Here is a 20,515-nt window from a genome sequence, read left to right on the forward strand (position 1 = left end):
CGGCGAGGAGACAGACGATGGGACATTCTGCACACGATCCGGCCGTCAAAGGACGGCCGGCCTGGAATGCTGGCCGCAAGCTTGGCGCCAAACGAGCCCTCAAGCCTCAGCAGGTCTGGGCCATCCGGTTCTGGCTTGACCGCGAATTGCGCACACGCGACCGAGCAATGTTCGACCTTGCCATCGACAGCAAGCTGCGCGGCTGCGACATCGTCAAGCTAAAGATCGGCGATCTCGTCAGTGGCGGTCGCGTTCGTAGCCGGGCCATCGTCATCCAGCGCAAGACCGGCCGACCGGTGCAGTTCGAATTACTCGAACCCGCACGAACCAGCATCCTCGCATGGCTGGAGGCCAGGGGTGGTACGCTCGACGACTACGCTTTCCCCAGCAGGCTCGACGGCGTCACGCACATCAGCACCCGGCAGTATGCGCGCTTGGTCGATGAGTGGGTCACGGGCATCGGGCTGCGCAGCGAGGATTATGGCACCCATTCCCTCCGCCGCACGAAGGCATCGTTGATCTACAAGCGAACTGGCAACCTTCGTGCCGTCCAGATCCTACTTGGCCATACCAAGATCGAAAGCACGGTCAGATACCTCGGCGTTGACGTCGAGGATGCTCTGACCTTGGCAGAGGGAACTGAGATTTGAGCGTTCGGCCCCTCGGCATTTGTGTCGAGGGGCTTCGGAACCGGCCCGGCAGCAAAGCGCCCACACCGGAAATTCCCCGGGCATCGGATATCGCTTGAAAGCGGAAGTCTGTCATGGTTTCGCCGCCGCGAGCAGGCTTCAGGGGGGACGGCCCGCTTCATCAGAGCGGGCCGTTCCTTTTGTGCCTGCCGTCTTTCAGGCTGACCCAGGACCCCAAAGATTGTCACTCTAGAACCTGAGGAAGCTCGCGATAGCCTCGGCGATGTCCTTGGCATGCGTCTCCAGGGCGAAATGCCCCGTGTCGAAGAAACGGACCTGGGCATCAGGGATGTCGCGCCGGAACGCTTCCGCGCCGGCCGGCAGGAAGAACGGGTCGTTCCGGCCCCAGATCGCCAGCAGCCGCGGCCGGTGCGTTCGGAAGTAGGCCTGGAAGCCGGGGTAGAGCGCCACGTTGCTCGCATAGTCGCCGAACAGGTCGAGCTGGATCTCGTCGATCCCCGGCCTCTGGATGTACCACGCGTCCAGCGCGCTGCCGTCCGGCGAGACCAACGACGTGTCCGGCACGCCGTGCTCGTACTGCCAGCGGATTGAGGTGGCAGTGAGCAGCTCGCGCAGCGCCTGCCGGTTGGCGTCGCTTCGGTCCCGCCAGTAACGCTGGATCGGGTTCCAGCCCTCGCTCAGCCCTTCCTCGTAGGCGTTGCCGTTCTGCGAGATGATGGCGGTCACCCGCTCGGGATGCGCCATGGCGACCCGGAAGCCGGTAGGCGCGCCGTAATCGAAGACGTAGAGCGCGTAGGTCTTCAATCCGATGACCTCCGTGAAGCGGCCGATGACCTTCGCCAGCGCGTCGAAGGTGTAGCCGAAGGCGGCGCGCGGCTTGATCTCGGACAGCCCGAATCCCGGCAGGTCGGGGGCGACGAGGTGGAAGTGGTCCGCGAGCAGCGGGATCAGGTCGCGGAACATGTGGCCGGACGAGGGGAAGCCGTGCAGCAGCAGGAGCGCCGGCTTCGTCGGGTCGCCGGCCTCCCGGTAGAAGACCGTGTGGCCGTCGACGTCGACGGTGCGATAGGCGGTCTGGCTCATCGTTTGCCCTCCGGTGCGGCCAGTGCAGCCCCTGCTGCACGCCGTCGGTGACTCTTGGATACCGGCTTGCTCCCTCCGGGATAATCTGGCTTATCCGGGAGTGACAGTTGCTGAAAACGAGAGGGCGGATGGATCGCCTGGAGGCCATGACGATCTTGGTCGCGGCCGTGGAGGCCGGAAGCCTGTCGGCCGCCGGGCGCAAGCTCGGCGTCCCCCTGCCCAGCGTCAGCCGCAAGATCGCGGACCTGGAAGCCCATCTCGGCGCGAGGCTCCTCGTCCGCACCACCCGGAAGCTGACCCCGACCGACGCGGGGGCCGCCTATATCGACGCATGCCGGCGGCTGCTCGGCGAGGTCGAGGAGACCGAGCGTGCGGTGAAGGGCGAGTACACCGAGCCCCGCGGTGAATTGACGATGACGGCCCCGCTGGTCTTGGGGCGCCTCCACGTGCTGCCGGTGGTCACGGCCTTCCTGTCCCGGTTCCCCGACATCACCGTGCGCCTCGTCCTGACCGACCGGGCCCTGGACCTCGTGGAGGATCACGTGGATCTGGCAGTCCGCATCTCGCACCTGCCAGACAGCGACTTGGTGACGGCGCGGCTGGGCACGGTCACCCGCGTGGTCTGCGGCAGCCCGGACTTCCTCGCTGCCCACGGAACGCCCCGCACGCTGTCCGACCTTGCCGAGATCCCGTGCGTGACCTTCAGCGACCAGGCCGCCGGTCCGGCCTGGCATTTCGCCACGCCCGGCAGGAAGGCCGTCCAGGCGGTCCGGGTGCGCTCGCGCCTCCAGGTCAACACGGCCGAGGCCGCCCTCGACGCGGCGGCGGCCGGCGTCGGCCTCACGCAGGTGCTATCGTACCAAGCGGCCCCCCTGGTCGCCGACGGGCGCCAGGTCCTCGTGCTGCGGTCGTTCGAGCTCGACCCGGTCCCGGTCAGCGTCGTCCATGTCGGCCACGGACGCCTTCCGCTCAAGCTGCGGGCATTCCTCGACTTCGCGACGCCGCGCATTCGCGCGTCCCTGGGTGCCGTCGCCCCACGCGCATGAAGGCCGGCGCATCCGTCAGCGTGGAACGACCGTCCGCCGGGTGGGGAAAGGCCGGCCAACCACCTCTCGGAACCCGTAAGGCTGAGTTTCGGAAACTCTGTGTTCTCGCGAGTGCCGAGAGAGTGCATCGTGATCCCACTGTCCGGTCCCGAGCCTGCAAGCCGCGGCACAGTCGGGGGAATCGCGGCGACGGCGCGTACACCCCTCTCCGACATGCGCGACATCCGCGGTCGCGGGGCGAGCCATCCGGACGTTCCCCGGCCCGCACGGATGCGAGTGGAGCGATGAGACAGGACACGGCATTCCAACAGGGGCCTGCCCGGACGACGCGGCGGAGCATTCTCGCCGGCAGCGTCGTGGCGGCAGGCCTAGGCGCCGTCGGCGCCGACGCGGCGGACACGCGGCCCGCCGGGGTCGCAGGGGTTCGCCACGGCACGGTCCGGGCCGACGGCGTGGACGTCTTCTATCGCGAGGCCGGCCGGCCCGACGCCCCGGTGTTCCTGCTGCTGCACGGCTTCGCGAATTCGTCCTTCTACTTCCGCCATCTCATGCCGAGGCTCGCGGACCGGTTTCGCCTGATCGCGCCGGATCTCCCGTCCTTCGGCTTCACGGTGGTCCCGGACGAGCGCGGCTACGTCTACGACTTCGCGTCGCTGTCTCGAACGATCGAGTCCTTCGTCGACGTCCTCGGCCTCCGGCGCTACCTCCTCTACACGTTCGACTACGGGGCTCCGGTGGGGTGGGATCTGGCGCTCGCGCATCCCGACCGGATCGCCGGCATCGTGTCCCAGAACGGCAACGCCTACCTGGAAGGGCTCGGCGAGGCGGCCTGGGCGCCCCTTAGGGCCTATTGGGCGGAGCCGAACGGGGCCGCCCTGGAGTCCATCCGCGCCCGCATGACCCTCGACGGCGTCAAGGTACCCTACTTCCACGGGGTGCCCGACCCGTCGGTCATCGAGCCCGAGTCCTACACGCTCGACGCCGCCATTCTGGCGCGACCGGGCAATGCGGACCGCCAAGTCGAGCTCAAGCTCGACTACAAGCGCAACCTGGAACGCTACCCGCTGATTCAGGCCCTCTTCCGGGAGCGCCGCCCGAAGCTCCTCGCCATCTGGGGTCGCAACGACCCCTTCTTCATCCCGCCCGGAGCCGAGGCGTTCAAGCGCGACATCCCGGACGCCCGGGTCCGCTTCCTCGACACCGGCCACTTCGCGCTGGAAACGAACGGGGGCGACATCGCCGAGGAGATCCGAGCCTTCTTCTGAGGGGCCACGGCCGTCGGCACTCTCCTGTCCGGGCAGACCCTCATCCCGGCCGGCAGCACGGTGCCGGCCTCGGGCGGCCTTGCGCAGCCTGCCCCCCCCCGCGCGGAGGCGCGCCAAGGCAGCACACGGCCTATCTCCCTTCGTCCCACCCGGACGGAGTATCCCGGGCGAGCGGGCGGACCGGTCGGATCGGTCCGCGAGATGCAATCCCCGTCCGCCGCCCCGATCCTTCGTCAGGCCCGGCGACGGCATCCCTTCACTCTGACCGGCAAGGAGGGCTGCGATGGCCCCGACCGTCTCCGCTTTGTACCATTACCCGGTGAAGGGGCTGAGCGCGCAGCCCCTGCCCCACGTGCAGCTGGTCCAGGGCGAGGGCTTCCCGTTCGACCGTGTCTATGGCCTCGCACGGCACGACAGCGGCTACGATCCCATCGACTACCAGCCGCTGCCCAAGACCCGGTTCATCGTCCTCGTCAGGGAGGAGCGGCTCGCGAGCCTGTCGACCTTCTTCGACAGCCGGACGCATCAGCTGGAGGTCCGCGTGCAAGGCCAGCGCGTCCTTGCCGAAAACCTGGATACGGAAGCCGGCCGGCGGGCCGTGAGCCGGTTCTTCGCGACCATGTTCGACCTCGGCGCAGGCAAGGAGCCGACGGTGGCGGTGGGCGGCCGCAATCGCTTCACGGACATTTCCGTGCACTCGAAGCAGATGATGAACGCCATATCGCTGATGAACCTCAACAGCGTTCGCGACTTCGGGGCCCGCATCGACGCCCAGATTGACCCCCTGCGCTTCAGAGCCAACCTCTATGTCGACGGCCTCGACGCGTTCCGGGAATTCGCGCTGATGGACAGGGAGATCGCGATCGGCTCCGCGAGGCTTCGGATTGTCAGGAGGACCCGGCGTTGCGCGGCCACCGACGTGGACCCGGTCACCGCCGAGCGGAACATGACGATCCCGCGCTCGCTCATGGACACCTACGGTCATCCCGACCTCGGGGTGTACGCCGAGGTGCTCGAGGGCGGCACGGTGGAGATCGGCTCCCCCGTCGAGATCCCATGACGGAGACGGCCGGCGAGGTCGACCTTCGTCGGTCGGATGGCGAGCCCTTGCCCGCGTTCGAAGCGGGAAGCCGCCTCGTCGTCCACATCCCGTCCGCGGCGCGCAGAACTCCTTGCTCCGCAACGACGACCGGGAACGGCACCCCCATGTGATCGCCGCCGTGCGTGAGGCGACGCCGCGCGGATGGGACTCGGCTCCGCCGTTGCGGGCACGGCGCTTCAGGCTGTCCTTGCGGGCCCGATGCGCCGTGCGCCGGTTCGGAGCGGCCGTGCGCTCAGGCCTGGGCGGCCATGGTCCGGGCCACGTCGGCGGCGCTGATGCCCTCCAGGGCGAGGCCGTAGCCGGTGCCCTCCTCGACGAGCCGCCGCAGGCGCTGCGTCAGCGCGATCCGGGTGTAGCGGCCGGTGAGCGGCGGAAGGGCGGCGATGCCGTCCGCGATCGCGTGCGCCCGGGCCAGTAGCCGGTCCTGCGGCACGATCTCGTTGACGACGCCCCAATCCTTGGCCGTCTGGGCATCCAGCACCTGCCGCGTCAGCAGGAAGTACCGCCCGCGGATCGAGCCGATCACCTCGGGCCACAGGATGTGCATCCCGTCGCCCGGGACGATGCCGAACTCGAAGTGCGGCTTGTCCTGGAAGACCGTTTCGGGCGTGGCCAGCACGATGTCGGTGAGCAGCGCGTACTCGCTGTGCAGCAGCACAGGGCCGTTCAGCGCGGTGATCATCGGCACCTCGATGTCGAGGATGTTGCCCAGCACCTTGCGGCCCTCCCGCAGGATCTTGTCGTAGCCCTGCGGCGTGAAGAAATCGAAGCCTTCGGGGCTGATCGCGTCCATGAACGCGTCGCCCGCACCGGTCAGGATCACCGCCCGGTTGTCGCGGTCCTCGCCGATGGCGTGGAACAGGTCGACGAACTGCTCGTGGGTGTGGCCGTTGAAGACGAGCTTGCCGCCCTCGGTGTGGAGCATGACCTCCAGCACGCCGTTCGGCTTGCGGGTCAGGCGGGCATTGGGGAAGGCGTCGCGGTAGGTCTCGAAACGGGCCATCGGTGCTGTCCTCGTGGTGGCCGGCCCCGTTTGGTCGGCGTGAGGACGAGGTAGACGGCTCCGTCCGGCGACGGATGACGGCGCGGCGCGATAAGGCTTATGCCGCCGCGGAATGGGCCTCGCCGGTCCCGGCCAGAGCCGCCTGGACGAAGTCGGCGAAGCGGCGCGCCTTCGCGCTCGCCATGCGACCGGTGGGGAAGACCGCCCAGAGATCGATGTCCGGCAGCGTCCAGGCCTGCAGCAGCCGCCGCACCGCGCCGCTCGCCAGTTCCGGGGCGAACATCCAGTCCGACGTGACGGTGAGTCCGATATCGGCCAGCACGGCCGCGCGCAGGCCCTCGGCCGCGCTGACGCGCACGCGGCCGTGGACCGCGATCGAGACCTCGGCGCCGTCCTGGGTGAAGGACCAGGCATCGGGCTGCCGGCTGTAGACCACCGCTTCGTGCCCGGCGAGGTCCGCGGGACTGTGCGGCTCGCCCGCGCGGGCGAGATAGCCGGGGGTGGCGAGGACCGAGCGCGCCCCGGTGGCGAGCTTGCGCGCGACGGCGGCCGAGTCCGGCAGGGTGCCCATGCGCAGGGACAGGTCGACCCCCTCGCCGACGAGGTCGATCACCCGGTCGTCGAGGACGATCTCGATGTCGAGGTCGGGGTGCTCGGCGAGAAAGCGCGGCAGCAACGGCACCACGTGGAGCCGCGCGAAGGTGGTCGCCGCCGAGACGCGCAGCCGCCCCGAGAGCCCTGCGCCCGCGCCGCGGGCGGCGAGCTCGGCCTCGTCCGCCTCGGCGATGGCCGCCCGGGCCCGCTCGTAGAAGCGCAGGCCGGCTTCCGTGGGGCTCAGGCCGTGCGTCGAGCGGACGAGCAGGCTGACCTGCAGCCGGCTCTCCAGCTGCGCCACCGTCTTCGAGACGGCCGGCTGGCCGACGTTCAGGAGCCGCGCCGCGCCCGAGAAGGAGCCCGCCTCCACGACCCGCACGAAGGTGGCCATCGCTTGGTACCGATCCACGCCATTCCTCCCTGGAATGAGCGTTATCGCCCCGGGCTGCCTGCCCTGTCCATCGGGAGGGGTGCATCGATCCGACCGTCTCCACCGCATCGGCGCGGTGGTCCCGCCGGAGCCAAGTGGACATGTTCGAGGTCTACGCTTTCGCCACGCCCAACAGCATCAAGGTCCCGATCGCCCTCGAGGAACTCGGTCTTCCCTACGTCCTGCACGGCGTGAACGTGCGTCAGGGCGAGCAGAAGGCTCCGGAATTCGTGTCGCTGAACGCGAACGCGAAGGTGCCGGTGCTGGTCGACCCCGCGGCGACAGGCGGCCGGCTGATCCTGACCGAATCCGCGGCGATCCTGGTCTATCTGGCCGAGACGAGCGGCCGCCTGATGGCGCCGGACGGCGAGGGCCGGGCGCGTGTGTTCGAGCAGCTGTTCTTCCACGCCTCCGGGCTCGGCCCGGCCTTCGGGCAGGCGGGCTTCTTCCAGCGCCAGGCCGCCGAGCCGCAGCCGCTCGCCACCGCCCGCTTCTCGGCGGAGGCGAACCGGACGCTGGGCGTGCTCGACGGCATCCTGGCCGAGCGCCCCTACGTCGCCGGCGACGCCTTCACGGTGGCCGATATCGCCCATTTCGGCTGGCTCTGGCGGCGCGAGTTCGCTGGCGTGAGCTTCGAGAAAACGTCGCATGTCGCCCGCTGGTACGACGCGGTGGCCGCGCGTCCAGCCGTCCAGCGCGCGATGGAGCGGGTGAACGCGCTCGTGCCTCAGGCCTGAGGAACGGCCCAAGCCGAACATCGAGGCGCACCGGGCAACCGCGGCGCCTTTCCGACAGCCACCACCCACCGAGGAGAGGACCCATGACCCTGCAATCCAAGCTCGATGTGTTCAAGGCCGACTTCGAGGCCGGCAAGCCCCCCTACAACGTCCCACCCGCGGTCATCGCGACGATGCATCGGGCCACCGCGGAGCTGATCGCCTCCGGCGCCGCGACCCGCGCCCTGAAGGCCGGAGAACGAGCCCCGGCTTTCACGTTGCGGGATCCAGACGGCCAGCCCGTCTCGTCCGCCGACCTGCTGGCGCGCGGCCCGCTCGTGATCAGCTTCTACCGGGGCGTCTGGTGCCCCTACTGCAACATGGAGCTCCAGGCGCTTCAAGAAGCGCTGCCGCAATTCGAGCACATGGGCGCAAGCCTCGTCGCCATCTCGCCGCAGACGGCGGCCAACAGCCGGAAGTCGGTCCGCCAGAACTCCCTCGGCTTCCTGATCCTGTCGGACCCCCACAACGACGTCGCGGCCGCGTTCGGCCTGCGCTTCGCGCTGCCCGACTACCTCGTCGACCTCTACAAGAGCCTGAAGAACGACCTGCCGGCGTTCAACGGCGACGCGAGCTGGACCCTGCCGATGCCCGGGCGCTTCGTCGTCGGACAGGATGGCGTGATCCTCTACGCCGAAGTGAACCCCGACTACACGCGCCGCCCCGAGCCCGCGGACATGCTGCCGGCGCTCCGCCGCGCCGCTTCCGTTTCCGCCTGATCAGACACAGCGCCCGGGCCGCGTCGGCGGTCGCGCGGCCTCAAGGAGATCCAAGATGTCCCGTACCTTTCTCGTAACCGGTGCCAGCAAGGGCATCGGGCTGGCGCTGGCCCGCCACCTCGCCGGCGCGGGCCACCACGTCGTCGGCCTCGCCCGCGGCGGTCTCGAGGGCTTCCCCGGCACGCTCGTGACAGTCGACCTCGCCGACGATGCGGCGACCGATGCGGTCCTCGCCGAGCTGACCGGACGCTTCGCCTTCGACGGCGTGGTCAACAATGTCGGACTGGTCCGGCCGCAGCGGCTCGGGGCGGTCGAGATCCCCGCGCTGGACGAGGTCCTGCGCGTCAACCTTCACCCGGCGGTCCAAACCGTGCAGGCGACCCTGCCGGGCATGCGACAGCGCGGCTGGGGCCGGGTGGTCAACATCGCCAGCCTGACCGTCCTCGGCAGCGTCGAGCGCACGGCATACGCGGCCGCGAAGGCGGCGCTCGTCAGCTTCACACGCTCCTGGGCGCTCGAACTCGCCACGACCGGGATCACGGTCAACGCAGTCGCTCCGGGCCCGACCGAGACCGAGCTGTTCCGCGCCAACAACCCGCCGGGCAGCGAGGGCGAGCTGCGCTACCTCGCCGGGGTACCGATGGGGCGCTTCGGCCGGCCGGAGGAGATCGCCGCCGTCATCGCGTTCCTGATGTCGGACGGGGCGGCGTTCATGACGGGGCAGACGCTCTACGTCGACGGCGGTGCCTCGATCGGCCGGGCGGCGCTGTAGCCCCCGGACGCGTCTCACCGGGTCGTGGCGGCATCGAGTTCGTTGTCGCCGCCGACTAGCTGCAGGCACCACTCGGTGAAGGCGCGGACCTTGGCGGCGCGATGCTGGCGCGACGGGTAGATCGCGTACAGGGGGAAGGTCTCGTCGGGCCAGTCCGGGAAGATCTCGACGAGCCTGCCGCTCGCTACGATGTTCCGGCTGCCGAGCTGCATGACCTGCGCGATTCCCGCGCCCTCGCAGCAGGCGCCGATCATCGTCTCGACGTCCGACACCATCAGGCGCGCCGGCTGCCGCACGGGGATTACCTCGTTGCGGCGGCGGAACTCCCATTCGAAGGGGCGACCCGTCAGCGGATCCTGATAGTCGATGCAGGCGTGGTCGCGGAGGTCTCGCGGGTGCGCGGGGCGGCCGTGCGAAGCGAGGTACGCCGGCGAGGCGACCGTCAGGATCCGCGTTTCCAGGAGTTTGCGCGCGGTGAAGCCCGCCACCGGCGGATCTCCGAACCGGAGCGCCATATCGAACCCGTCAGCGACGAGGTCGCCGATCTGATCGCGCATGATCAGTTCGAGCCGCAGCTCGCGATGGATCGCGAGGAAGCGCGTCAGTTCCCGCGATAGGACAAGGCGCGAGAAGAACGGGTCGACGTTCACCCGCAGGCGCCCACGCACCGTCGACGCGCTGCCAGCCGCTTCCAAGGCGGCTTCCTCAATCCCGTCGAGATGCGGGCCGACGCGCTCCCAGAAGCGTCGCCCCTCGTCGGTGAGCCGCAAGGTCCGGGTCGTGCGATCGAGCAGGCGCACGCCGACACGCGCCTCCAGGCGCTGGATGGCGCGACCGACGCCGGACTGGGTGAGGCCCAGGGCCTCGGCCGCCCGGGTCATGGTCCCGGCCTCGACCACCGCCATCAGGATCGTCACGCCGGCGAGCAGTCGGCCATCGTAAGGCATCGTTCCATGACTCCTCGTCCGGAATGATCGGACAGAACGACGCTAATTTCTTCGATGCCTCTGCGCCACATCAGTCTGCGTCACCGCAGAGGAGGCTCGCATGACGGATCGATCCACGGCGCTCGTCGTCGGCGCTTCGCGCGGACTGGGGCTCGCCCTCGTGCAGGAGTGGCTCGAGCGCGGATGGCGCGTGATCGCCACGGCGCGCGGCCGCTCCGACCCGCTCGAGGCGCTCGCGAACCGCTTCCCCGGCAGCCTCGCGATCGAGACGGTCGACATCAACGATGCCGGCACGGTCCGCGCGCTACGCGAGCGCCTGAGCGGTCGACGCGTCGACGTCCTGTTCATCAACGCGGGCATCGCGCGCGCGATCGACGGGAGTCCGGCCGGCGCATCGGAGGCGGATTTCCTCGACATGATGCTGACCAACGCCTTCTCGCCCGTGCGGGCGGTCGAGCTGCTGCACGATCTGGTGCCGCCCCGGGGCACCGTCGCGATCATGAGCTCAGAGCTCGGCAGCATCGCGAACGCCACCGGCGGCTGGCAGCTCTACGCGTCCAGCAAGGCCGCCCTCAACATGCTGATGAAAGGCTATGCGGCGAAGCACCCCGACGACGGGCATGCGTTGCTCCTCGTCGCCCCCGGCTGGGTGCGGACCGAGATGGGCGGCAGCGACGCGGCTCTATCGATCGAGGACAGCATTCCGTTCGTGGTCGACATGATCGACGCGACCCGCGGCAGGCCGGGGCTGCGCTACGTCGACCGGTTCAACCAATCGCTACCCTGGTGACCGGGTGCCTCGTCGAACGAATGGATCGGACAGCATAGCGAGCAGCGGACTACGGAGGAGAGCGGAGATGTCGACTGATACAGTGTCGGCAGATGCACGGAGCCCGACGGCATCGGCGCAGCCTGATTTCACCTTCGCGGTACACGATCCGCTCGCAGCGGTGCCGTTACGGCTGCATGTGAACGGCGCGGACCACCATGTCAGCGTCGAACCCTGGACCACGCTGCTGGATGCTCTGCGCGAGCGCGTCGGCCTCACGGGCACGAAGAAGGGCTGCGATCACGGCGCCTGCGGGGCCTGCACGGTCATGATCGACGGACGGCGTGTTCTATCATGCCTGACGCTGGCGCTGTCGGCGCGCAACGGCGCCATCGTCACGATCGAAGGACTGGCTTCCGGCGACGGCACCCTTCACCCGATGCAACAGGCCTTCGTCGATCACGACGCCCTCCAGTGCGGCTACTGCACGCCGGGACAGGTCGTCTCCGCCGTCGCCATGCTGGCCGAGGCCGATCGGCGTTGGCCGAGCGCGGCAACCGATCCGATGCGGGACTTCGCCGGTCGGGTCGACCTCGATGAAGGCGAGATCCGCGAACGGATGAGCGGAAACCTGTGCCGCTGCGCCGCCTATCAGAACATCGTCGCCGCCGTGCGCGAGGTGGCCGCGACCACCGCCGCCGACGAAGTCTGAGGAGGCACCCGCCATGCAACCCTTCGGCTATGTCGAACCGCGTACACGCGACGAGGCGATCAGCCTGGCCCATGACAATCCGGAGGCACGCTTTCTCGCCGGTGGCACGACGCTGGTCGACCTGATGAAGTCGGGCGTGATGCATCCCGTCCTGCTGATCGACGTCAATCGCCTACCGGACATGGACCAGATCAGCCAGTCGGATGGGACCCTCGAAATCGGCGCGCTCGCCCGGATGAGCGATGTCGCGAGGCACCCGGCCGTGCGCGCGCACTCCCCTGGCCTGTCGGAATCGCTGCTGTCGGCGGCCTCCAGCCAGCTGCGCAACATGGCTTCGATCGGCGGCAACCTGCTCCAACGCACGCGCTGCCTCTATTTCCGCGACCGTCATTTCCCCTGCAACAAGCGCGAGCCCGGAAGCGGCTGCGGCGCGATCGGCGGCGAGAACCGCAACTTGGCGGTCCTCGGTACCTCGGAGCGGTGCATCGCCAACTATCCCGGGGACTTCGCGGTCATGCTGGTGGCGCTGGACGGCACGGTTCATCTGCACGGCCCGGACGGCGCGCGCAGCGTACCCGCCGCGGAGTTCCATCGCCTGCCCGACGCGACGCCGGAGATCGAGACGGTGATCGCCAGCGGCGAGATCGTCACCGGTGTCACCGTGCCCGTCGATGCTCTGAGCCGCCGATCCCACTACCTGAAGGTGCGCGACCGCAGCTCGTACGAGTATGCGTCCGTTTCTGTCGCCGCCGCCGCGGAGTTCGAGGAGGACGGCACGATCCGCGATGCCCGGCTGGCCCTGGGAGGGCTCGCCGCGAAGCCGTGGCGAATCGAACGGGCTGCCGAGATCCTCGCCGGACGACGTCCCGACGATGCGGCGGCGCTCGCCCGGCTCTCCGACGTCGCGCTCGACGCTGCGCGTCCGCAACCCGGCAACGCCTACAAGCTCCCGCAGGCCAGGGCTGCCATCGCGCGGGCGCTGCAGACGCTCGCCCGTCGCCATACGGAGGTGCGCGCATGAGTGCAGCCATACAGCCCAATACCGGCCGCCCGATGCCCCGCATCGAAGCGGGCCTCAAGGTCTCCGGTGCGATCGCCTACACCGGCGACATCGGTATCCCCGATCTGCTGCATGCGGTGCTCGTGCCGAGCCCGATCGCCCGCGGCACGATCCGCACGGTGGACACTGCCGCCGCCGAGGCGGTTCCAGGCGTCGTCCGCGTCTTCACGCCGGAGACGATGCCGAAGCTACCGAGCGTACCCGAGCAACCCGATTGGGACATCATGTACGGCTCGGCCTTCGTGCCGATGGCGGACATGACGATCCACTACGCCGGACAGCCGATCGGGCTTGTCCTGGCCGAGACGCTCGAGGCCGCACGGCACGCGGCGACGCTGCTCCGCTTCGCGTTCACCGAGGACGCACCCGTCGTCGGCCTGGACGGCGGACCCGACCTCGCCGGCGAAGCCTACCACGAGCCCGAGCAGGTCTGGCTCGGCTTCCTCGCCGGGTATCTTCCCGCCACGGTCAAGCGCGGTAAGGGAGCGGTCGCGCTCGACGACGCCGACGTCTCGATCGAAGGGAGCTGGCGGCTCTCGAACAACCATCACAACCCGATGGAGCCGGTCACATCCACCGCGGTCTGGGACGGTGCGGACCGCCTGACGCTCTACGAGACCAGCCAGCACGTCTACAATCACCGCAACGGGCTGGCCAAGCTGCTCGGCCTACCGCGCGAGAACGTCCGCGTGCTGACGCATTACGTCGGCGGCGGATTCGGATGCAAGGGGCCGGTCTGGTCCCATAGCTGGCTTGTTGCGCTGGCGGCGCGGCAGGTCGGCCGCCCCGTGCGCCTCGTGCTCAGTCGCGCCCAGATGTACACCTCAGTCGGCTTCCGCGAGGAGCAGCGGATCGACCTTCGGCTGGGCGCGACGCGCGACGGCAGACTGGTCGCGGCCGATGTGACCAAGCTGTCGGCGACGCCCGCCTGGGAGGATTGGGTCGAGCCGAGCTGGTACCCCTTCACCTTCATGTACGACCTGCCGGCGCTCGAGACGCGCTGCCGGCTCCGGCGCACCAACGTGATGGCGCCAACGTTCATGCGCGCGCCGGGAGAGGCGCCCGGGATGCTGGTCCAGGAATGCGCACTCAACGAACTCGCGGCGGAACTCGGCACCGACCCGATCGAGTTGCGCCTGCGCAACCACGCGGATGTCTATCCGGTCGACGGCAGCCCCTGGTCGAGCAAGCGGCTGAAGGACTGCTACCGCGTCGGAGCGGAGCGCTTCGGCTGGTCCTCGCGCAACCCCAGTCCACGCTCGATGCAGGCGGATGGGATGCTGATCGGCATGGGTATGGCGAGCGCTTCGCACACCGTCTACCGTCAGCCTGCCCAGGCGCGCGTGACCATCACAGCGGGGGGAGAGGCGCGTGTAGCCTCGGGCGCGACCGATATCGGCACCGGCAGCGCCTCCTTCCTCCGCCAGATCGTCGCCGACGAACTCGCCCTTCCGGTCGACCGGGTCCAGCCGCTGATCGGCGACAGCACGTTGCCCGAGGCGCCGATGCAGGCGGGCGCGTCCCTGACAGGCTCGCTGGCCCCCGCCGCGATGACGGCCGCGCGCGACCTGAAGGCCAAGCTGCTGGAGATGGCCGTCGGCCAGGACGAGAGCCCTCTGCATGGCCGCAACGCCGACGATCTGGAGCTGAACGATGGGCGCATCGTCGCCGGCGGCGAAGAAACGGGCGATACGGTCACGGCGGTGCTCCGCCGCGCAGGCCTCACGGAGCTCTCGTGCGACGGCCGGTTCGATCCCGGGAGCGTCGGGCAGGTCCGCTCGGGCAATCCGGAGCGCGATGCGCGGGAGGGGCCGCGCGGGATGCACAGCTTCGGCGCCATCTTCGCGAAGGTCGCGGTCGATCCCGATCTAGGGCTGATCCGGGTGCGGCAACTCACGGGCGTCTATGCCTGCGGCCGGATCCTGAATCCCAAGCTCGCCGAGAGCCAGCTGATCGGCGGCATCACCTGGGGGATGAGCCAAGCGCTGTTCGAGTCGACCCACATGGACCCACGCTTCGGCCGGTTCACCAACACGAACATGGCCGAGTACATGATCCCGGTGAACCTCGACGTACCGACGATCGGCGTCACGTTCCTCGACGATCCCGATCCGTTCATCAATCCCGCAGGGGTGAAGGGCGTGGGCGAGATCGGCATCACCGGTGTCGCCGCAGCCATCTCGGACGCGGTCTGGCACGCCACCGGAAAGCGCCTCCGGCACACGCCGATCCTGGCCGAAGCATTGCTGGAGAACTGACGATGGCCCGTATCTTCATCACAGGATCTTCGGACGGCCTCGGGCTCATGGCGGGCGAGCTTCTGGCACGTGAGGGCCATGAGGTCGTGCTGCATGCGCGGAACACCGATCGCGGCGAGGCTGCGCGACGGGCCCTTCCGTACGCGGCCGCCGTCGTCATCGGCGATGTCGTCACCATCGCCGGCATGCGATCCGTGGCCGAACGGGCCAACGAACTCGGGCGCTTCGACGCCGTCATCCACAATGTCGGCATCGGCTATCGCGAACCCCGCCGAATCGAGACCGCGGACGGCCTGAGCCATCTCTTCGCGATCAACGTCCTTGCGCCCTACGTGCTCACGGCCTTGATGGAGAAGCCCGACCGCCTCGTCTACCTGAGCTCGGGCATGCACCCGGGCGGTATCCCGGACATGGACGATCTCCAATGGACCAGACGGCGCTGGAGCGGCTCGCAGGCCTACGCGGAAACGAAGTTCCTGGACGTGCTGCTGGCGTTCGCGGTGGCGCGGCGCTGGCCCGGGGTGCGGTCGAACGCCCTCGAACCGGGCTGGGTATCGACCCGTATGGGTGGCCCCGAGGCACCGGACGATATGGCAGCCGCGCCCGTGACCCAGGCATGGCTGGCGGTCGGGGACGGCCTGGCGGCCCAGGCCACGGGTCGTTACTTCTATCACCGGCGCGAGAAGTCGCCGGAGCCCGGCACCCGTCGCGTCGCGCTTCAGCAAGCTCTGCTCGACCGATGCGCGGCGCTGTCCGGCGTGGCGCTGCCCTAGACAGGTACGCAGCGCCTGGGGGGAACGCCCGAGGCCGGGGATCCTCAGGCGCGCGCGGAGGTCATACGCCGGGCAACGCGTGGCCTGGATCTCCAGTGAAGCGAAGGACGGCCTCCGCGAAGGCGCGGGCCTCCTCGATATGAGCGAAGTGGCCGCTCTGGTCGAAGATCCTGAGCCGCGCCTGCGGTAGCAGATCCGCCAGCAATGCCGCGTGGCGCGGGCCGAGGATGAAGTCGTCGTTTCCGGCGACGACGAGCGCCGGAACCGGCAAGGCGGCAAGGCGGTCGCGGACGTCGAAGGCTTGGCCATCGCCGACCAGCAGGGTCGCCTGGAGCCGGCGCTGCAGGGTCTCGAGGATGTCGGGCCAGCGCCGGAAGTCCGAGAGATAGGCCGGCAGGAGGGCGCGCAATGCCGCCGTATAGGCGTCATCCGTGCGAATGACGGGGATCGAGGCCCAGGCCCTCTCGACCGCCGCGGCCTCTTCCGTACCCGCATGGCGCGACACGAAGGAGGCGATCTCGGTCCCCGCGGCGGCCATGAAGTCGCCGCCCGTGTAGGCCGCACCCGCGTACAGGATCAGGCCCGCGACGTCGGCCGGCCGCTTGACCGCCGCATCCAGCACCACGAAGGCGCCGTGCGAGTGGCCGAGCAGGTAGGGATCGGCGATGCCGGCCGCGTCGATGAACGCGAGCAGCTGTTCGGAGAAGCAGTCCACGCTGTAACCCTGGGGATGGGTTGCGAGGCGTCCGGACGATCCTGTGCCGATCGGGTCCAGATACACCATGGTCAGGTTCTCTTCGAGCAGAGGCAATCGCAAGTAGCTGGCCTCGATGCCGGGGCCACCGGAATGCACGATGCAATAGGGTCCGGTGCCTGACGCGTGATAATGTTGCTCTATGCCGTTCACAGCGATGCTGTGCGTGCCAAGCGCGAGGGCCGATGGCATGGCAGATCCTTCTATATTTTGGGTTGCGGGAGGGGCGGCCCGCAGATCCACGTTTCCGTACTTCAGGGTATGCCGCCCGGGCCTGCGCGAATTCGTCTTCGGCTCGGAATCAAGCCCGGCGCGGTGCCTCGACACGCTCGACATACGAAGCGCAGCGATTTCAGGATCGCCAGCTTACACGCCCCCACTCTACGGGTCGCTCCGTACACATCGACAAGCACGGATCGCTGAAATTCGCCACATCAAATGAACGTGATCCACGTTTCGAATGCAACACGGAGGAATGGGGTGCGTCGAGCATCTGAGCACTTAGCTTACGGGATACTGTGCTCTGCCAAACCAGCAGGTTAGCGCCGCAGCACCGGAATTAGACGATACCGCACGCGAGACGGCTTCCAAATCCGCAAATTCCTGGCGAGACTGCCCGACGTGAATGGTGATAACAATCTCGGTTCTCGTGCCCGACCCGGAAGGAATCCATCAGTCTACGCGCTCAAGATCTGCCGGATTCGAACGATACGCCGTCGACCGCAGGGTCGGGCTCTTGCCCCATCGATTTGGCAAAGTCCGTAGCTCGTGCGCGGTAGGCGCTCGGATCGTATCCATAGGCAGCCTTGAATGCGTGCGAGAAGTAACTGCGACTGGCGTAACCGACGCTGTCGGAGATGACCTTCACGGGCATAGGCGAGGACGTCAGCAGCTTGGCCGCAAGTTGAAGGCGAGCCCGCTGAAGATATTCGATCGGTCCCTCGCCGAAGGTGGCGGAGAAGCGTTCGGCGAAACCGGCACGGCTCATTCCACAGAGTGCAGCCAGGCTATCGACTGTATGCTGGCCCCCGGGCGCATCGAGGACGGCCGCGATCGCCGGGACCAACCTCGGATCGCGCAACGCTTCAAAGATCGGCGAGCGCACACCTCTCTCCTTCAGGTGGATCCTGAGCAGGATCGCCAAACACTGCTTCATGAGTGCGCTCGTCACCTCTTGCGTGCCGAGGCTTGGCTGGACGAGCTCCTCGACCATGAACGCGAACGCGTGGCGCAGACGGTCGCTCTCCGAGAGGTCTTCGACCAAGGCGTCGGGCAGGCGATCGAAGAGGCCGAGGGCACCGGCATACCGCGCGGAGATGGAGCCGCAGGCCAGGAGAATGTCTCGTGTGCCATCCCCGGCGGTCAGCGCGATGAGACCATCCGGAAGGACTCTGCGTGCATCCTCGGCCGATACCGACCGGGTGGCTCCTTCGAAGCCGATGGAGTGCCGCACGCCACGTGGTGGGATGACGATGTGGTTCGGCCCGAAGTGCACGGGTCCTTGACCGTCGATTGCAATCGTCCCGGAGCCCGCGAGAACGTAGTGGACCAGGATCGCGTCCGGCATGCCGTTCTTCGCCAACTGCCATCCAGACTGGATTTCGCAGTATGCAAATGCCTGAACCTGCACGGACAAGGTGGAGAACAAATTCGAGAGGAGATTACTTGACATGATTCCTCGAAAGACGCGCGTTAGCTCCAATTATAACAGTCTTGGTCTGTGTCGACATCAAAAAGAAGAGAGTGAAGACTGTTTTAACAAATTGACATCAGTTTCTTCGAAAGTAAAACATTATTTCAAGTGTATATGATCCACAACTTTGAAGAGCTTTCCAAATCATGAGTAAGAAGGCGAGCGCATTCGGCCATCGATTGCACCCGTTGCCTGTGCGTGTCATGCACTGGACGAACGCCGTGGCTATGGTGGTGCTGATCGGCTCCGGCTGGGGCATGTACGACGATTCCGTCATCATCCACGGCGTATACTTCCCCAAGGCGCTCCGGCTCGGGTCCTGGGCAGCCGAGAGCCTGCTCTGGCATTTCGCCGCCATGTGGCTGCTGGTTGCCAACGGCGGCGCCTATCTCGTCTACGGCGTCGCGACCGGGCGCCTGCGCGAGCGCCTCCTGCCGATCCGGCCGCGCGACATCGTGCAGACGGTCCGCGACACGCTGCGGCTCAAGCTCGCCCACGAGGACCTGACGACCTACAACGCCGTCCAGAAGATCCTCTACATCGTCGCCATCCTAGCCGGCATCAGCCAAGTCGTCAGCGGGCTGGCCATCTGGAAACCGGTCCAGTTCTCCGATCTCGTCACGCTGCTCGGCGGCTTCCAGGGCGCGCGCCTCGTCCACTTTGCCGGCATGGCGGTTCTGGTCGGCTTTCTCGCCGTCCACGTCGTGCTCGCCCTGCTGGTGCCGCGCACGCTGTGGGCGATGCTGACCGGCGGCCCGGTCCGCCGTCCGGCCCTCCCGGCCGTGGCGCGGGAGGCGACGCGATGAGGTCGCCCTTCCGCCCCCTCAAGGTGCCGGATCCCAGCATCCTCGACGATCATCGCCCCCTGGTCCGGCAGATCGAGCGGCGCGGTCTGCTGCGCGGCGGCCTGACGCTGGGCGCGCTCACCCTGCTCACCGGCTGCGACGTGACCGATACGACCGCGGTCGGTCGGGCGCTGCGCGCGGTCTCGGACTTCAACGACGGCGTCCAGGCCGCCCTGTTCGATTTCCACAAGCTCGCGCCCGAGTACCCTGCATCGCAGGTGCTGAAGCCCCCGCGCTTCAACGCCTATTACGATGTCGAGGACGTGAAGCCGGTCGACGGCGAGGCGTGGCGGCTCGAGCTCGCCGGGCTGATCTCCGACAAACGGCCCTGGACGCGCCGGCAGATCGCGGAGCTGCCCGAGCGCGAGATCATCATACGCCACGTCTGCGTCGAAGGCTGGGACTATATCGGACAGTGGTCGGGCGTGCCGCTCCGCGCGTTCCTCGAACGGGTCGGCGCCGACCTCTCCGCCAAGTACGTCGCCTTCAAGACGGCGGACGACTACCCGAGCAGCATCGACATGGCCAGCGCGCTGCACCCGCAGACGCTGCTCGCCACCCGCTACGCTGGCGAGGAGCTGCCCGACCCCTACGGGTACCCGCTGCGCCTACGCACCGCGGTCAAGCTCGGCTTCAAGAACCCGAAGTGGATCACGGCCATCGAGGTCACCAACACGTATCCGGGCGGCTACTGGGAGAGCCGCGGGTTCAACTGGTTCGCCGGCATATGAGCGCCTCCGCGGTCCTGCGCGCCTGCGGCGCGTTCCTCCTCACGCTGGCTGTTGTCGCCCCGGGGTGGGCGCAGACCGCCGGCCCCTCGCCGGCGCCCGACCACATGCCGACCCCCGGCATGACCGCACCCGAGATGGCCGGGCGCGCCGCCGGACGGTTTCCCCAGCCGGTGCGCGTCGGCGATCTCCCGGGCCGCTTCCTGCTCCAGCCTGAGGAATCGCAGCCCGTCCTCGGCCGGATCGCGGGGCTCGTCCTTCGCGACGACGGGACCGCGGAGGTCGTCATCCGGCTCGACGGGAGCCTCGGCCTGACCTGGCTCGGCCTCCGCTCCGTCGCCTGGACCGGGTTCGGCCCCCGGCTCGTGGTTGTACCGGTCGAGGCGGTCGCGCTGCTCGGCGAGTACGTCGCCCTCATGGGCCTGACGCCGGAGCGCCTGCACGCGCTGCCGACCTTCGCGACCGGCTCGGCCACCGCGATCCCGCCGGATGAGACGCTCCGCGTCGGCATCGTCCGCCCCTTCCACTGATCACGG

Annotated in this window: 21 protein-coding genes; 15 read left to right on the forward strand and 6 right to left on the reverse strand. The window is 68.4% G+C overall.

Translation table 11 applies throughout. From position 1 onward, the window contains the following. The first annotated feature begins 17 nt into the window (after positions 1 to 17). A complete protein-coding gene (locus ACTJK8_RS27900; protein WP_440762871.1) occupies positions 18 to 650 on the forward strand; it encodes a tyrosine-type recombinase/integrase in 633 nt (210 codons plus the stop codon). Positions 651 to 878: 228 nt separating this feature from the next. Here ACTJK8_RS27900 and ACTJK8_RS27905 read toward each other — a convergent pair whose 3' ends face one another. After that, positions 879 to 1,733 carry an alpha/beta fold hydrolase gene (locus tag ACTJK8_RS27905; RefSeq protein ID WP_024827590.1) on the reverse strand — a complete coding sequence of 285 codons (855 nt, stop codon included), beginning with the start codon at positions 1,731 to 1,733 and terminating at the stop codon, positions 879 to 881. Between the two features lie 128 nt (positions 1,734 to 1,861). Between ACTJK8_RS27905 and ACTJK8_RS27910 the strand changes: the two genes are divergently transcribed. The 3 genes from ACTJK8_RS27910 (at position 1,862) to ACTJK8_RS27920 (ending at position 5,104) form a co-directional block, all read left to right on the forward strand. Further along, entirely contained in the window at positions 1,862 to 2,779 is a 918-nt protein-coding gene (locus ACTJK8_RS27910) for a LysR family transcriptional regulator (protein WP_024827591.1), read from the forward strand. Positions 2,780 to 3,063: 284 nt separating this feature from the next. Next, a complete protein-coding gene (locus ACTJK8_RS27915) occupies positions 3,064 to 4,044 on the forward strand; it encodes an alpha/beta hydrolase (RefSeq protein WP_043342529.1) in 981 nt (326 codons plus the stop codon). A gap of 283 nt (positions 4,045 to 4,327) precedes the next feature. Next, positions 4,328 to 5,104, forward strand: a complete 777-nt coding sequence (locus ACTJK8_RS27920) for an MOSC domain-containing protein (protein WP_024827593.1) — start codon at positions 4,328 to 4,330, stop codon at positions 5,102 to 5,104. Between the two features lie 274 nt (positions 5,105 to 5,378). Here ACTJK8_RS27920 and ACTJK8_RS27925 read toward each other — a convergent pair whose 3' ends face one another. Further along, on the reverse strand, positions 5,379 to 6,149 hold the full coding sequence (locus tag ACTJK8_RS27925; protein ID WP_024827594.1) for an enoyl-CoA hydratase/isomerase family protein: 771 nt from the start codon (positions 6,147 to 6,149) through the stop codon (positions 5,379 to 5,381). A gap of 97 nt (positions 6,150 to 6,246) precedes the next feature. Continuing rightward, positions 6,247 to 7,152, reverse strand: a complete 906-nt coding sequence (locus ACTJK8_RS27930) for a LysR family transcriptional regulator (protein WP_024827595.1) — start codon at positions 7,150 to 7,152, stop codon at positions 6,247 to 6,249. A 122-nt stretch (positions 7,153 to 7,274) separates the two neighbouring features. Here ACTJK8_RS27930 and ACTJK8_RS27935 point away from each other — a divergent pair, with 122 nt between their 5' ends. From ACTJK8_RS27935 to ACTJK8_RS27945, 3 genes are all read left to right on the forward strand, one after another. Then, complete coding sequence (locus tag ACTJK8_RS27935) at positions 7,275 to 7,910, forward strand: glutathione S-transferase family protein (protein ID WP_024827596.1); 636 nt, start codon at positions 7,275 to 7,277, stop codon at positions 7,908 to 7,910. A gap of 83 nt (positions 7,911 to 7,993) precedes the next feature. Next, positions 7,994 to 8,668, forward strand: coding sequence for a peroxiredoxin-like family protein (locus ACTJK8_RS27940; protein ID WP_024827597.1), 675 nt, complete (start codon positions 7,994 to 7,996; stop codon positions 8,666 to 8,668). Between the two features lie 55 nt (positions 8,669 to 8,723). Further along, on the forward strand, positions 8,724 to 9,440 hold the full coding sequence (locus ACTJK8_RS27945; RefSeq protein ID WP_024827598.1) for an SDR family oxidoreductase: 717 nt from the start codon (positions 8,724 to 8,726) through the stop codon (positions 9,438 to 9,440). A 14-nt stretch (positions 9,441 to 9,454) separates the two neighbouring features. Here ACTJK8_RS27945 and ACTJK8_RS27950 read toward each other — a convergent pair whose 3' ends face one another. Next, complete coding sequence (locus ACTJK8_RS27950; protein ID WP_024827599.1) at positions 9,455 to 10,387, reverse strand: LysR family transcriptional regulator; 933 nt, start codon at positions 10,385 to 10,387, stop codon at positions 9,455 to 9,457. Between the two features lie 100 nt (positions 10,388 to 10,487). Between ACTJK8_RS27950 and ACTJK8_RS27955 the strand changes: the two genes are divergently transcribed. The 5 genes from ACTJK8_RS27955 (at position 10,488) to ACTJK8_RS27975 (ending at position 15,959) form a co-directional block, all read left to right on the forward strand. Continuing rightward, entirely contained in the window at positions 10,488 to 11,177 is a 690-nt protein-coding gene (locus tag ACTJK8_RS27955; protein ID WP_024827600.1) for an SDR family NAD(P)-dependent oxidoreductase, read from the forward strand. Between the two features lie 67 nt (positions 11,178 to 11,244). Beyond that, positions 11,245 to 11,868, forward strand: a complete 624-nt coding sequence (locus ACTJK8_RS27960; protein WP_083460977.1) for a (2Fe-2S)-binding protein — start codon at positions 11,245 to 11,247, stop codon at positions 11,866 to 11,868. A 13-nt stretch (positions 11,869 to 11,881) separates the two neighbouring features. Beyond that, positions 11,882 to 12,889: an FAD binding domain-containing protein gene (locus ACTJK8_RS27965; RefSeq protein ID WP_024827602.1), complete on the forward strand. Its 1,008-nt coding sequence runs from the start codon at positions 11,882 to 11,884 to the stop codon at positions 12,887 to 12,889. A gap of 32 nt (positions 12,890 to 12,921) precedes the next feature. After that, positions 12,922 to 15,186, forward strand: a complete 2,265-nt coding sequence (locus ACTJK8_RS27970) for a xanthine dehydrogenase family protein molybdopterin-binding subunit (RefSeq protein WP_440762867.1) — start codon at positions 12,922 to 12,924, stop codon at positions 15,184 to 15,186. A 2-nt stretch (positions 15,187 to 15,188) separates the two neighbouring features. Next, positions 15,189 to 15,959 carry an SDR family NAD(P)-dependent oxidoreductase gene (locus ACTJK8_RS27975; RefSeq protein WP_024827604.1) on the forward strand — a complete coding sequence of 257 codons (771 nt, stop codon included), beginning with the start codon at positions 15,189 to 15,191 and terminating at the stop codon, positions 15,957 to 15,959. 61 nt (positions 15,960 to 16,020) lie between these two features. Here ACTJK8_RS27975 and ACTJK8_RS27980 read toward each other — a convergent pair whose 3' ends face one another. After that, the gene (locus tag ACTJK8_RS27980; RefSeq protein ID WP_024827605.1) at positions 16,021 to 16,905 is read right to left on the reverse strand and encodes an alpha/beta fold hydrolase; all 885 of its coding nucleotides are present in this window, start codon (positions 16,903 to 16,905) and stop codon (positions 16,021 to 16,023) included. A 493-nt stretch (positions 16,906 to 17,398) separates the two neighbouring features. Then, positions 17,399 to 18,385, reverse strand: coding sequence for an AraC family transcriptional regulator (locus ACTJK8_RS27985; protein WP_024827606.1), 987 nt, complete (start codon positions 18,383 to 18,385; stop codon positions 17,399 to 17,401). Positions 18,386 to 18,552: 167 nt separating this feature from the next. Between ACTJK8_RS27985 and ACTJK8_RS27990 the strand changes: the two genes are divergently transcribed. The 3 genes from ACTJK8_RS27990 to ACTJK8_RS28000 are packed head-to-tail and all read left to right on the forward strand — an operon-like array spanning position 18,553 to position 20,509. After that, on the forward strand, positions 18,553 to 19,212 hold the full coding sequence (locus ACTJK8_RS27990) for a cytochrome b/b6 domain-containing protein (RefSeq protein ID WP_440762868.1): 660 nt from the start codon (positions 18,553 to 18,555) through the stop codon (positions 19,210 to 19,212). Next, entirely contained in the window at positions 19,209 to 19,982 is a 774-nt protein-coding gene (locus ACTJK8_RS27995) for a molybdopterin-dependent oxidoreductase (protein ID WP_024827608.1), read from the forward strand. The genes ACTJK8_RS27990 and ACTJK8_RS27995 overlap by 4 nt, the downstream gene beginning before the upstream one ends. Continuing rightward, complete coding sequence (locus ACTJK8_RS28000; RefSeq protein ID WP_024827609.1) at positions 19,979 to 20,509, forward strand: hypothetical protein; 531 nt, start codon at positions 19,979 to 19,981, stop codon at positions 20,507 to 20,509. The genes ACTJK8_RS27995 and ACTJK8_RS28000 overlap by 4 nt, the downstream gene beginning before the upstream one ends. The last annotated feature ends 6 nt before the right edge of the window (positions 20,510 to 20,515 follow it).

This window comes from Methylobacterium sp. 22177, assembly GCF_052045615.1.
Lineage (GTDB): Bacteria > Pseudomonadota > Alphaproteobacteria > Rhizobiales > Beijerinckiaceae > Methylobacterium > Methylobacterium radiotolerans.